This window comes from Psychrobacter sp. TPE 89C (assembly GCF_055522395.1).
In genome coordinates, this window is the sequence record NZ_JBVFXW010000065.1 from 1 (window position 1) to 12,927 (window position 12,927).

The window sequence follows — 12,927 nt, forward strand, 5'->3', positions numbered from 1 at the left end:
TAGTTATAAAAGGATGCTGACGAGAGTTTTTAAATTCTGTCTCAAGTGTTTTTAAAGACTTTTCTGCTTCTTCGTATGACTTTTCTTGCTGATAAATTACATTAAGTCTATTTTCAAAAAATTCACTTGCTGACTGATTGGGTAGCCAAATCCTGTGTTTTACCTTCTCTAAAATTTTAAAAAAATCATCTCTAGTTTCATCTGAATAACGATAGAGGTTTAATAAAATATTTGCATCAAATACAAATAATGCATTTTCCCACAAATCAGTTGTTTCTTTTGCTGTTGGTTTAAAATATCCTGGAAATTGTGATTTCATATTTTTTCTTATATATATTTAAAAGGTTATTAAATAGATTGAGGTGTGTATTTGGTTTTGAGCTTCGAAAAGCTTATCTATACTAACACTATATTTCAAGTAATTAATAATTGCTAGTAATTACGATGGCTTATTGATGTGTTAGTTTAACGAGTTGCTTAAAAGGTGCTTTTTAGTTGAGACTAGTAACTTTGTTTCTGTAACTGATACCGAGTCTATTGAGTATTACTCATTTTAGCGATGCGCTAGGCGCACCCTAAAATTAAAATTATTCAATAAAAAAAACCTCACCACATTACGTGACAAGGTCTTTTTTTATAACAATCTAGGCCTAATTAGAACTTATAAAGCAAACCAAGCGTGGTCGCTGCTTCAGTACGTGAGTCGACCATTGGGCTATCATACTGCTCATTCGGTACATAGCTCACGCTTTGATTGGCAAACCCTGCCCAGCGATCATTGAAATCGTAATTGGCACTGATGTTCACATAAGGATTGACACTCGAATTCGATTTATAAGCGGCAACGCCTGTTTCCGCTAACTCTTTTTCACTGACGCCATAATAGTATTCGTTGTAGTCAGCATCATGATATTCAAAGCCAATGCTTGGATAGACCGTTAGATTGCCTTTAATGATTCTAGCCAGATACGTAAGGCGAGCCGTGTTGCCGCCACTACGATCTAATACATCAGTCCCTATCTGAGCACGGATACCACCAACAGATGTACGACGCTGATAGCTCAGACCCGCTTCTGCTGATGATTTGCGTTCGTCAAGACCTTGAAGAGCACCGTTGGCATCATCAGGATCAAATTCAGAACCAGCGAGTTTGGCATAGGCAGACAACTGATTGACACCATCATTGATCGCGTAGACACCCGCTTGCGCGCCGCGCACATAAAATCTGTTATTGTCATAAAATGCACCGGGTAACACATTGACCTCGGTATCGTCTTCTAAATCATAAGCTGATTTAACCGCCATGACGTTGACGCCGACGCTTAATACAGCATCTTTGTCAGTCGGTAAGTTATCATTAAAAATCGCAGCGTTAGACAGGCTAGCCACACTGAGTAACGCAGTAGCGGTTAACGCATTGAACATAGTACGCGTAGAGATATGAGGTAGCGCTGCAAGTGTAAACATAAGAGAATCTCGTAAAGGAGTGGTCGTCATAAGATAAAACAATTAGGTAGCAATAAGCGAGTAGGGAAAGCCAAACTAAGAAGCCGTTGAGCCATGATAGATAAGTATGGGCGTTTACTCAATAGCTTTTAATATTTGTAGTATCTGATAATGAATATCTTGCCACCACCAGACAAAGCCAATACTGATCAATAACATCGCTAGCCATGGCAATAACTGCCAGATAAACGAGGGTTTGATAGGTGTTTTTGGTGTGATGCTGTTGGCATGAGCAGTGTTGATATCTGACCCTGCATCCGTTCCAGTGCTACTTTGAGCATAAGTATCATCGCTATGTGAATCGGTCGTGTCTAAATCAGTAGCCTGACGAGTTGAGTAACTATCAATGCTAGGCGGTTGATTGATATAGGTCGTTTGATAGCTGTGTAGATTTTGGTTTTGATAGATGGCTGCATTTTGTAGAGTAACAGCCAAACGCTGACGGTAAGCAATCGCGAAAGCCAGTGCGATGATTAGTCCGGTAATAGCACCACCGATATGACCCGCATTATCTATACCCGGTACGGCAAAACCATAAACCAAGTTAATACCCATGATAAATATCAAGCTTTTGAGATTAAGCACCATACCATTCACTGATATTTTAAACAGGGCAGCGATTAATAATGCCGCGCCAATACCCATAATACCACCAGAGGCACCAGCCGACAGTCCAGGCTGTCCCGTACCATCCAAAAGACTCTGCCAAGTCACATAACTATTGAGTAAATTGCCACCGATTGCGGACAATAAAAACAATGCCAAAAACTTGGCTGAACCAAACATCGGCTCGGCAACTTGCCCAAAGAAATACATGGCAAAGCCATTAAACAACAAATGCATCAAGCCAATATGCAAAAATGCACTGCTCACCAGCCGCCATGGTTGTTCCTGCATGGTGTAAGGCAACGCATTCGCGCCCCATTTTAGCAAGGCCTCTGTCGATGGATTATTGGCATCGACGCCTGTCAGCACCTGCATAATGAATAGGCCAATAAAGCTGACCAATAGCAGAGTAGTGACGGGCGCTGTTTTGAATAATTGTTGAATGGTCATAAAAGCTAACTATTAATGAAAGGTTATGAGTAGAGTATAAAGGGTATGGTCAGATAATGTTATGCCTCAACCTGCCAGCGCGTTTTAAAGCTTGGCAAGTGAATGACTGACAGTTTTAGTAATAAAGATGGTGTTTCTAATAATTAGGAATTTTGAGATTTTCATAAGTGCCTTTTACCAAGATATCATCTGTGACGTTATTGATATCGGTATGACCACAGAACGCCATGCTAATATCACATTCATTATAGATGAGCTCAAGTGCGCGGCGTACGCCATCTTCACCATAAGCGCCAAGACCATACAAAAACGCTCGGCCAATCATCGTGCCTTTTGCACCAAGCGATATAGCCTTTAATACGTCTTGACCAGAGCGAATGCCACTGTCTAACCAGACCTCTATATCGCTATTTTCGGCATGGACCGCTTGCACGATGTCAGAAAGCGCAGAAATGGAAGACAGCGCGCCATCCAATTGACGACCTCCGTGATTGGAGACGACCAGTGCATCAGCGCCACTACGAGCAGCCATGATGGCATCTTCAGGTTCCATAATGCCTTTTATAATCAGCTTGCCACCCCATGCATCTTTGATACGGGCGACATCGTCCCAGCTCAGCCGCGGGTCGAACTGCTCTGCGGTCCATGAGCTTAATGAGGACAAATCCTCAACGCCTTTTGCATGACCAACGATATTACCAAAATTGTGGCGTTTGGTGCCTAACATGTTCATGCACCATTGCGGCTTGGTCATTAGGTTAATGATATTGGAGAGCGTGGGTTTCGGCGGTGCGGACAAACCATTTTTGATGTCTTTATGGCGTTGCCCCATGACTTGCAAGTCGGCCGTTAGTATCAGTGCCGAGCAATTAGCGTCTTTTGCCCGTTGAATCAGATTGGCCATAAAATCCTGATCACGCATGACATACAGCTGAAACCAAAATGGCGCACTGGTGTTTTCAGCGACATCCTCGATAGAGCAGATGCTCATGGTCGAGAGTGAAAAGGGCACACCGAATTTTTCAGCCGCCTGAGCAGCTTTAATTTCGCCATCCGCCCACATCATGCCGGTAAACCCTGTCGGGGCAATCGCAACTGGCATCTTGACTGACTCGCCAATCATCTGTGTCGCCAGGCTGCGGTTGTCCATATCGACCAAGACCCGTTGACGCAACTTGATACGGTCAAAGTCAGTTTCATTACTACGATAAGTGGTTTCGGTCCATGAGCCTGAATCGACATAATCATAAAACATACGCGGTACTTTGCGTTCGGCGATTCGGCGCAAGTCTTCGATTTCAGTAATCTTTTTTAAAATAGGCGTTAAGTCTTTCATGGCGTTCCCACTATCTGGTTTTTATGACTGTTTTAATATTATTGACTGAGCAGTTGCTGTAAGTCCAGTACCGAAAACGGATAATTTAATCGCTTTGATGGTGTCAAGATAACGGGAATCGTGGTGGCAAATTGCATCATCAGAGATTCATCAAAATTAGCGATATCGACATCGTGATAGGTAACGGGCTGTACTGCTTGAAACTGTGTCAGCAGTTGCGCGGCGATATCACATAGATGACAGCCAGACGTGCCTAGCAACCACCATTTATCCTGATCAGCATTGAGTCTAGGGGTTTTTTCAATGATCCGTGCTCGTAGCTCTTTTATATTATTATCATCGTACATAGTTGTTCTCTTGTTTTAATGCTTGTCACAAAAGGGCTGTCTTAGGGCGTGTCCTCATTTTAGAAATGAGATAAATTGCAGTCAAACAAGGAAAATAGCGCAGATAATATCAAGATATTAGTCAGCTATTTGACGCCGTTTGGCAAGATTTAGCCATTTTTAACCCATTTAGATGACTATCGATTGAATTGAGGACACGCCCTAGAATTTTAATAAAAAATTAACACCCTATTTCACCGTTATGACATGATAAAGAAGTAGGGTAAATAATGACAGCGATTGTGAGATTAGGTAAGATGACCTGCTGCTTTTCATTACTGACTTATTACTTCATCTTATTACCTTTTTTAACATTTGGATATCGCGCATGGCAAGTTTTGGCAAATTTCTCAAACGACTATTATTGGTATTGATACTGTTAGTCGTGGCATTTCACGTGCTAGTCGCTGGACTGCTGTTAATTTGGAAAACGCAGCCGATCAATAACAGCATGTTTATGTTGTCGCATCGCCTAACGGGTGGCACGGTCACGCAGACGTGGGCCGATTATGATGCCATTGCAAAGTCTGCCAAACAAGCGGCGATAGTGAGTGAGGATTCGACGTTTAGCCAACATAGTGGTTTTGATTTCAAAGGTATTAAAGCCGCACGTAAGAAAAACGAAGAGACAGGTAAGGCGTCTGCTGGCGGCTCAACGATTACTCAGCAGCTCGCAAAAAACTTATTTTTGACCTCGCATCGCTCGTACGCGCGTAAAGGCGAAGAAGCCATAATTACCGTGATGATTGAGACGCTATGGGACAAGCAGCGTATCTTGGCTGCTTATCTCAACGTAGCAGAGTTTGGCAATGGTATTTATGGTATCGATGCAGCAGCGCATCATTATTTTGATAAGTCGGCTGCCAACCTCAACCGTGATGAGTCAGCTTTGCTTATTTCTATGTTGACCAATCCAAAATATTACGAAGACAATCAGGGCGATAGACGATTACGTAACAAACAGAGCATCGTTAAGAAGCGTATGAAAAACGCAGTGTTGCCATAGTCACCCTAGTTTAATGACCCTATAACAGATGATGGCGTATCGATACAGTAAAAGGACTAATGACGTGTTAGATGTGAATAAAGAGCAAAGTAGTGATAGCAATGTGAATGACGTTGTGGCTGTTGACCATAAAGCTCATAAAGAGGGCAACCATGAGAATTTGACCACAGTGGCATGGCAGCGCTCAGAAGACGGCAGCTATTCACCGAGCAGCTATATCAACCGTGACCTGTCTTTATTGCAGTTTCATTTACGTGTGCTAGCTCAGGCGGCCAGTCCTCGCCATCCGCTACTTGAGCGCCTGTTTTTCTTGATTATTTTCTCATCAAACATCGATGAGTTTTTTGAGATTCGGGTCGCAGGCCTGATGCAAAAGCTTAATATCGGTGATGTCTCGACCAGTGTCCACGGTATGCGCCCTAGTGAAGTGTTGAATGAGATATCCACGGTCATGCATGATGCTATCGATGAGCAGTATCGTATTCTTAACGAAGATGTCTTGCCCGCGCTTGCTAAGGAAGACATCCGTTATCTAAAACGCGATGAGCTGAATGCCAAGCAGTCGGCTTGGATGAAGCGCTATTTCACTGAGCAAGTATCGCCAGTGTTGACGCCGATTAGTATTGATCCTGCGCATCCGTTCCCGCGTTTGGTTAATAAAAGCTTAAACTTCATCGCTACCTTAGAAGGCAAAGATGCGTTTGGTCGTGATATCAATCTTGCGATTGTGCCAGCGCCGCGCAGTCTGCCACGTGTGATTCGTCTACCTGATGAATTGACAGGCGGCAAAGAGCATCACGTCATGCTATCTGCCATCATTCATGAGCATATCGGCGAGCTATTCCCTGGTATGAATGTGACGGGGTGCCATCAATTCCGGCTGACCCGTAATGCCGATTTAGATCTGGCTGATGATGTCGAAGATATTGCCAAAGCGCTAGAGGGTGAGCTAGAGAATCGACGCTTTGGTGACAAGGTTCGTCTAGAAGTCACCATGGACTGTCCGACGCATATTAGTGATTATCTACTCAATGAGTTTGAGCTACATGACAATCAGCTATACCGCGTCAATGGTCCGGTCAACTTAACACGGTTGCTGTTTGATTTTAATATTCCAGCGCTGCGCTATGAGCCGTTCACCCATGTGATACCGAAAGAGTTCCGCCGTGAGATGGACAAACTGGACAAAGCGACCAGTATGTTTGCCGCTATGCGCAAAAAGGATGTGCTCGTACATCACCCTTTTCATGCATTTTCGCCAATTATCAATCTATTATGGCAAGCCGCCAGTGATCCAAAAGTGCTAGCAATTAAGCAAACGCTATATCGTTCAGGCACCAATTCAGAAATCGTCAAAGCACTTGCCGCTGCTGCTCGTAATGGTAAAGAAGTGACCGCCGTTATCGAGCTGCGTGCGCGTTTCGATGAAGCCTCTAATATTGCTGTTGCCAACTATTTGCAAGAAGCGGGCGCGGTTGTGGTCTATGGTATCGTCGGTTATAAGACCCATGCCAAGCTCATGCTCATCGTTCGCCGTGAGGATGACCGTATCCGCCGTTACGTGCATTTGGGTACGGGTAACTATCATGCAGCCAACGCAAAAGTCTATACCGACTATGGTTTGTTTAGCGCAGATCCTGACATCTCAGAAGACGTCCATAAAATATTCCAAGAGCTGACAGGGATGGGCAAACCTGCCAATCTTAAAAAGCTACTGCATGCCCCATTTACGTTACATGATAAATTGATACGCTTTATCGATGATGAAATTGCACATGCAAAAGCAGGCAAACGTGCTCATATTATTGTGAAAGTCAATGCCCTGACTGAGCGTCGACTGATTGCTAAGTTATATGACGCCTCGCAAGTAGGGGTCAAAATCGAGCTGATTTTGCGTTCTATGTGTTGTCTACGTCCACAAGTAAAAGGCCTGTCTGAAAATATTACCGTGCGCTCTGTGATTGGCCGGTTTTTAGAGCATACGCGTATTTATTATTTTTATAACAATGGTGATGAGCGTCTATATTGCGGCAGTGCTGACTGGATGGATCGCAATCTATTTCATCGCGTAGAAGTGGCATTTCCTATTGAAGACAAAAAACTGTTTAAGCAAGTCTATCAAGATGGATTACTCAGTTATCTAAAAGACAATACTCAAGCTTGGACGCTGGATGGCAATGGTGTGTGGACACATCTGCAACCAGTAGCGGGTGAAACACCGTATATCGCCCAAGAACACCTATTAAAGGTTATCAATGGGGTGGGAGATTCAGTCTAGTTCACTCTGTAAATAATATCTTTGATGGCATTAGAAGTTGCAAATGAAGTAACAAAACCAAGCGCTGGTAAGTACTGGCGCTTGGTTTTTATTTGGGCAAATGATTTGTATAAGTTACAAACTGTCTTGTAACCTCACATTTATTCACATATTGATACGGCAGTACACTGGTGAGGTACGCAACGTTCTACTTATAATCAATATCAGTCCTGCTAGATAGGCAGCTATATAAAAAACAAGTAAAACCAATGAATTATAAAAATAGGGAAATCATTATGAGTACGACAAACAACGACAGCTCAGATATCAAACAAGCAGCAGAAAATGCTGACAGCAAACAAATTGCACAAAATCTCAAGAGTGATAAAAAAGTAGATGCGCCTGAATCGTTGAGTGAAGAAGAGAAAACCCCTTTCATTGAAGATGAACTACGCACTGACAAATAGTCACGGTAAGAAATGCTTTGATTTAATTTTTAACATATCAACGAGAGGGACATGCTATGACAATTGATAGTCAGTCAAACAATGAAGAAAAAGTAGTAGTCAATGATTTGGCAGCATCACATCCAAATAATGCGCAGGACAGTTACGAAGGCCGTAAACATGAGCCGGACATTGATGGTCCACAGCAAGACTCACAAGAAACAGATGAAATCTACGTTGATCCACGCAAAGAAGAAGACTTACCAGCGGGTGGCAAAAATGTTGCGGACTTAAATGTCCACGACTTGAGCCAAAAAGGTAACGAGTAAAGATTGGCTGATGTCGGATGAATTTGATAAACAGCTTTTAATGATAAATAACTTTTAACGATAATTGACATAGTCGTTAAAAAGAGACGAATAAAAATAATAAGGATATGACCATGGAAAACAAAAAATCAGCATTATCAGATGACCAGATAGAAGAGAATATCACTGAGAACAAAGGAACGGACACGTTTGAAGAAGGGGTTGTTCGTTCAGAACACGTAAATGACAATGATAATCCTGCCCGTCAGCCTGATCGCCGTGACCAAGAAGGCAATGCTTTTGATGACGGTATTAATGAGCATACAGTTGGCAGCGAGCCTTCTAAAAGTGAAGGTATCAATAATCTAAACCGTTATGCAAACGCTGATAATGCGCAATCACGTGTGTTGAACCCTGATGAAAAAGACAGATAGTATTTACTCAGTAATTTATATGTAGATAAAACAACAATAATAGCGACGAGAGTGAGGTGTCATTATGAGCATGCCAGATGATAAGGCAGTGAATGAGAGTCATAAATTAAAAGATGCAGATGATAACAATGGCATTGTCGCTGATGATGCCTTACAGAAAGCTAATCCTGCTGCTGCAGAAAGAGCCACGGACGATCACGACCCACATAATATTGCCAAAAACCATAAACAGTATGACAGTCCATTAATGAAAGACGACAAATAGTGATTTATTGTGACGGTTCTGGATTTAACAAAAATGTCATAAGCAAAAACGTCAATAGACAGATCTAATCAGAATCAGAAAAGGTTATACTAGGGTTCAAGATAAATATCTTGAACCCTAGTATAACTTTTTTTTATTTGTCTAAACGATTACCAGTATCTAAACAACTATCAACAATATCTAAGCAGGTGTACCGCTATGAAAGCGCAATTCGGTATCTGGACTGGATATCAACTCTGATTCCACTTCTTTAAAGAAGGCCACTCTTTCATCGATATTGTCTTCAGATAGTGATTGAGCCAAGGCCAAGTAATCCTCAAAATGACGACTTTCTGACTTAAGTAAGTAACGATAGTACTTTGCCAAGCGCTCATCATTGATAACCTCAGCTAGCGACGCGAATCGTTCGCAAGAGCGTGCTTCAATGAATGCTCCAATGATTAGCACATCGACCATCGCTGCCGGCTCGTAAGTGCGCTTGTGTTTTAACATGCCTTTAGCATAGCGTCCCGCACTGAGGTATTTCCACTCCAGACCACGGTCATTCATGATGCCCAATACCTGCTCGTAATGTAGCATCTCCTCACGTATCAACTGCGCCAGCTTACACTGCAAATCATAGGAAAACTCATAGCGGAATATGAGATTCATGGCAGTGCCTGCTGCTTTTTTTTCGCAATTGGCATGATCCTGAATAATTAATGGCAAGTTATTAATCGCAGCATCTACCCAAGCCTGTGTGGTTCGAGCACCCAAGAAATTATAAATAGGAGATAGGTCTACTTTGATGGGCGTACGTAGCTGAGTGATATCAACACTGTCTTTTTCTACGCTGTCTTTTACCATCTCGTTGTCGTTCATAAGTTCATCGTTTAAGGCGTTATCACTGCTGTTAATAGGTTTCATATTTTCTTCGTTCATACTCTCTGTCAAGGTTAAGTATTTGATAGGTATTGGCTAAACATAAAAATGAGATAGATAACTAATAACTATAAGTCGATACAGTAATGATTACTTACTGTTTATCTGGGTCTAATTGTCTGTGCATATAAAATCACTGAGAATAGACTTTAGGCTCGACAGCTTATAGGTCATCATAATTATACAACCCCAACATTTACTTAGTGAATGGTGTTTTCTTGTTTATTTCTTTATTTGATAGTAGGATAAGATTTTGCTAAAGCAGAATCTTTCTTACTATTGATATATCAGTCATCGCTTAGTGATGGATAGTGAGCATTATAACTCATGCCAATATGACATAAAGCTATTGATACACAGGTATAGGCCGTTTGAAATAAATAGCTATATTTATGATCTGTATCGTTTTCTATAATGTTATTAGCAAGCGTGCTTCAATGCAGCAAAAAATGTATGCTAGTAGCATAGCACAAATGTTTAAAGCGCTATTCATGACAAACTTATATGATAGAACAACAGGTTTGATTCGTATTGCATCTAAACTTGGAATAGATGTCTAAGACCGACAATGTTTAATCATTGCGGTAGCAACTTCGTATTTACACTCTCACGAACAGATAAGGATAACAACATGAGCCAGTCTTCTAACGCCAATCGTATTCAAAAAGGCATCCTTGCCATCGACCAGCAATTGTATGACTTTATTGAAAACGAAGTGCTACCGAAAGTCGGTGTTGACTCAGACAGTTATTGGTCAGGTTTCGAAAAAGTCATTAAAGAGTTTACCCCGCGCAACAAGGCACTGCTTGAGACTCGTGACAAAATTCAAGCACAGATTGATCAGTGGCATCTAGACAACCCTGCCAAAGACGGCGAAATCGATTACCCTACGTATAAGACATTTTTACAAGAGATTGGGTATCTATTACCAGAAGGCGATGACTTTAAAGTTAGCACACAAAACGTTGATGATGAGATTGCTCATATCGCAGGGCCACAGCTAGTCGTACCCGTGCGCAATGCTCGTTACGCACTGAACGCAACCAATGCACGTTGGGGTAGTTTGTATGATGCCTTATATGGTACTGATGTCATCAGTGATGATAATGGTCAAGAAGCAACAGGCGGTTACAACCCAACTCGCGGTGCAGCCGTCGTTGCTTATGCAAAAGCATTCTTAGATGAAAACTTTGCGCTAGCATCAGGTTCATACAATGATGCGACAGGCTTTGCAGTGGTTGATGGCGCACTTGAAGTTATCCAAGGTGATAGCAGCACTTCGCTAAAAGACACTGAAAAATTTGTCGGTTTTGTGGGTGATGCCGCAGCACCAACAGGTATTTTATTAAAGAACAACAATCTGCATGCCGAAATCCAAATCGATACCAACCATCCAGTCGGTAAAGATGATCCTGCAAATATCAAAGACGTCTTACTTGAGTCAGCGATTACAGCCATTCAAGATTGTGAAGATTCAGTCGCTGCGGTTGACGCTGAAGAAAAAGTTGAAGTCTATCGTAACTGGCTTGGTTTGATGAATGCGGACTTGCAAGAAACCTTCGAAAAAGGTGGCAAGACGCGTACTCGTAAACAAAACCCAGACCGCGAATACACCACGCCAGATGGCGGCAAGCTTATCCTACCGGGTCGTTCGTTACTACTCATTCGTAACGTCGGTCATTTGATGCAAAACCCAGCAATCTTAGTAGATTTGGGTAATGGTCAAGAACAAATCTTTGAAGGATTGATGGATGGCTTAATCACACCATTATTGTCTTTAAATGATTTAAAAGGTAAAAACCCACTATCGAATTCACGCAAAGGCTCAATGTATATCGTTAAGCCAAAAATGCATGGCCCTGAAGAAGTCAAAATGGCCAATGACTTGTTTAATGCCTCAGAAGACTTATTAGGGCTTGAGCGCAATAGCCTTAAAATCGGCATTATGGATGAAGAGCGTCGCATGACGGTCAACTTAAAAGAAGCCATTCGCCAAGCCAAAGAGCGTGTGATTTTTATCAATACTGGTTTCCTCGACCGTACAGGTGATGAGATGCATACCAGTATGAATGCAGGCCCATTTGTACCAAAAGGTGAGATGAAGTCACAAGCGTGGCAGCCAGCCTATGAGCAGTGGAACGTAGATGTTGGGCTTGAGACAGGTCTACAGGGTGTTGCTCAGATTGGTAAAGGCATGTGGGCGAAGCCTGATGAAATGAAAGAGATGATGGACACCAAGGCCGCGCATCCTAAGTCTGGTGCCAGTACGGCATGGGTACCGTCACCAACAGGAGCAACCTTGCACAGCATGCACTATCATCAAGTAAATGTGACAGAAGTACAAGACAGCCTAAAATCACGTGAGCGTGCTAGCTTGGACGATATCTTAACCATTCCATTAGCGAAAGACACCAACTGGTCTAAAGAAGAAAAGCAACAAGAATTAGAGAACAATGCGCAGGGTATCTTAGGTTATGTCGTACGTTGGGTAAACCAAGGCGTTGGTTGCTCTAAAGTACCTGATATCGATGATGTTGGTCTTATGGAAGATCGTGCAACGCTACGTATTTCCAGTCAACATATTGCTAACTGGCTGCATCATAATGTGATCACTGAGGAGCAAGTGTTTGAGACGATGAAGCGTATGGCAAAAGTCGTTGATGAGCAAAATGCTGGTGACAGTGATTATCAGCCAATGGCCAGTGATTTCGAAAACTCTTATGCGTTCAAGGCAGCTTGTGATTTAGTGTTTAAAGGTCGTGAGCAACCTAGTGGTTACACTGAACCATTGCTGCACCAGGCACGTCTTGATCTAAAGAAAAATGCTTAAAATGATAGCTTAGGCATCATCTTTTAGGCAGAATTAAACAAATGAGTAGGATAGTATATTATACTATCTTGCTGGTTTGTGACTGCCATATGTATTAAAATTGAGACTATCAATGTTTTATTAGCGCTATTTATTTTTATATAAATAGCGTTTTTTTTGGTTTTTACTTAATATTA

The 12,927-nt window shown here is 42.1% G+C and carries 13 protein-coding genes; 7 read left to right on the plus strand and 6 right to left on the minus strand.

The window, feature by feature from the left end; all coding sequences use genetic code 11:
• The 5 genes from ACZW67_RS13210 to ACZW67_RS13230 all read right to left on the minus strand — a co-directional run.
• Positions 1 to 319 (minus strand): PIN-like domain-containing protein (locus ACZW67_RS13210; RefSeq protein WP_465183631.1); only part of this gene is annotated, 319 nt, incomplete at its 3' end.
• A gap of 335 nt (positions 320 to 654) precedes the next feature.
• A complete protein-coding gene (locus ACZW67_RS13215; protein ID WP_465183632.1) occupies positions 655 to 1,467 on the minus strand; it encodes a MipA/OmpV family protein in 813 nt (270 codons plus the stop codon).
• A 114-nt stretch (positions 1,468 to 1,581) separates the two neighbouring features.
• Positions 1,582 to 2,562, minus strand: coding sequence for a rhomboid family intramembrane serine protease (locus tag ACZW67_RS13220; protein ID WP_465183633.1), 981 nt, complete (start codon positions 2,560 to 2,562; stop codon positions 1,582 to 1,584).
• A gap of 136 nt (positions 2,563 to 2,698) precedes the next feature.
• Positions 2,699 to 3,898, minus strand: a complete 1,200-nt coding sequence (locus ACZW67_RS13225; RefSeq protein WP_465183634.1) for an alpha-hydroxy acid oxidase — start codon at positions 3,896 to 3,898, stop codon at positions 2,699 to 2,701.
• 38 nt (positions 3,899 to 3,936) lie between these two features.
• Positions 3,937 to 4,245, minus strand: a complete 309-nt coding sequence (locus tag ACZW67_RS13230) for a glutaredoxin family protein (protein WP_465183635.1) — start codon at positions 4,243 to 4,245, stop codon at positions 3,937 to 3,939.
• A gap of 367 nt (positions 4,246 to 4,612) precedes the next feature.
• Between ACZW67_RS13230 and mtgA the strand changes: the two genes are divergently transcribed.
• The 6 genes from mtgA (at position 4,613) to ACZW67_RS13260 (ending at position 9,000) form a co-directional block, all read left to right on the plus strand.
• On the plus strand, positions 4,613 to 5,290 hold the full coding sequence (gene mtgA / locus ACZW67_RS13235) for a monofunctional biosynthetic peptidoglycan transglycosylase (protein ID WP_110923155.1): 678 nt from the start codon (positions 4,613 to 4,615) through the stop codon (positions 5,288 to 5,290).
• Positions 5,291 to 5,393: 103 nt separating this feature from the next.
• Positions 5,394 to 7,568, plus strand: a complete 2,175-nt coding sequence (ppk1, locus tag ACZW67_RS13240; protein ID WP_465183640.1) for a polyphosphate kinase 1 — start codon at positions 5,394 to 5,396, stop codon at positions 7,566 to 7,568.
• Positions 7,569 to 7,843: 275 nt separating this feature from the next.
• Positions 7,844 to 8,014, plus strand: a complete 171-nt coding sequence (locus ACZW67_RS13245; RefSeq protein WP_194197795.1) for a hypothetical protein — start codon at positions 7,844 to 7,846, stop codon at positions 8,012 to 8,014.
• 56 nt (positions 8,015 to 8,070) lie between these two features.
• Positions 8,071 to 8,322, plus strand: coding sequence for a hypothetical protein (locus ACZW67_RS13250; RefSeq protein WP_465183636.1), 252 nt, complete (start codon positions 8,071 to 8,073; stop codon positions 8,320 to 8,322).
• A gap of 113 nt (positions 8,323 to 8,435) precedes the next feature.
• A complete protein-coding gene (locus ACZW67_RS13255; RefSeq protein ID WP_465183637.1) occupies positions 8,436 to 8,735 on the plus strand; it encodes a hypothetical protein in 300 nt (99 codons plus the stop codon).
• 64 nt (positions 8,736 to 8,799) lie between these two features.
• Positions 8,800 to 9,000 carry a hypothetical protein gene (locus ACZW67_RS13260; RefSeq protein ID WP_465183638.1) on the plus strand — a complete coding sequence of 67 codons (201 nt, stop codon included), beginning with the start codon at positions 8,800 to 8,802 and terminating at the stop codon, positions 8,998 to 9,000.
• A 180-nt stretch (positions 9,001 to 9,180) separates the two neighbouring features.
• On the opposite strand, the gene ACZW67_RS13265 is transcribed toward ACZW67_RS13260, so the two are convergent.
• Positions 9,181 to 9,846, minus strand: a complete 666-nt coding sequence (locus ACZW67_RS13265) for a MiaE family protein (RefSeq protein WP_465183641.1) — start codon at positions 9,844 to 9,846, stop codon at positions 9,181 to 9,183.
• A gap of 706 nt (positions 9,847 to 10,552) precedes the next feature.
• Between ACZW67_RS13265 and ACZW67_RS13270 the strand changes: the two genes are divergently transcribed.
• Positions 10,553 to 12,751: a malate synthase G gene (locus tag ACZW67_RS13270; protein WP_465183639.1), complete on the plus strand. Its 2,199-nt coding sequence runs from the start codon at positions 10,553 to 10,555 to the stop codon at positions 12,749 to 12,751.
• Positions 12,752 to 12,927 lie beyond the last annotated feature (176 nt).

Excerpts from the sequence above, each read along its gene's own strand:
- ACZW67_RS13225 (WP_465183634.1), bottom strand. The coding sequence starts at position 3,898 with ATGAAAGACTTAACGCCTATTTTAAAAAAGATTACTGAAATCGAAGAC.
- ACZW67_RS13250 (WP_465183636.1), top strand. The coding sequence starts at position 8,071 with ATGACAATTGATAGTCAGTCAAACAATGAAGAAAAAGTAGTAGTCAAT.
- mtgA (WP_110923155.1), top strand. The coding sequence starts at position 4,613 with ATGGCAAGTTTTGGCAAATTTCTCAAACGACTATTATTGGTATTGATA.
- ACZW67_RS13230 (WP_465183635.1), bottom strand. The coding sequence starts at position 4,245 with ATGTACGATGATAATAATATAAAAGAGCTACGAGCACGGATCATTGAA.
- ACZW67_RS13265 (WP_465183641.1), bottom strand. The coding sequence starts at position 9,846 with ATGGTAAAAGACAGCGTAGAAAAAGACAGTGTTGATATCACTCAGCTA.
- ACZW67_RS13220 (WP_465183633.1), bottom strand. The coding sequence starts at position 2,562 with ATGACCATTCAACAATTATTCAAAACAGCGCCCGTCACTACTCTGCTA.
- ACZW67_RS13270 (WP_465183639.1), top strand. The coding sequence starts at position 10,553 with ATGAGCCAGTCTTCTAACGCCAATCGTATTCAAAAAGGCATCCTTGCC.
- ACZW67_RS13260 (WP_465183638.1), top strand. The coding sequence starts at position 8,800 with ATGAGCATGCCAGATGATAAGGCAGTGAATGAGAGTCATAAATTAAAA.
- ACZW67_RS13255 (WP_465183637.1), top strand. The coding sequence starts at position 8,436 with ATGGAAAACAAAAAATCAGCATTATCAGATGACCAGATAGAAGAGAAT.
- ACZW67_RS13245 (WP_194197795.1), top strand. The coding sequence starts at position 7,844 with ATGAGTACGACAAACAACGACAGCTCAGATATCAAACAAGCAGCAGAA.
- ACZW67_RS13215 (WP_465183632.1), bottom strand. The coding sequence starts at position 1,467 with ATGTTTACACTTGCAGCGCTACCTCATATCTCTACGCGTACTATGTTC.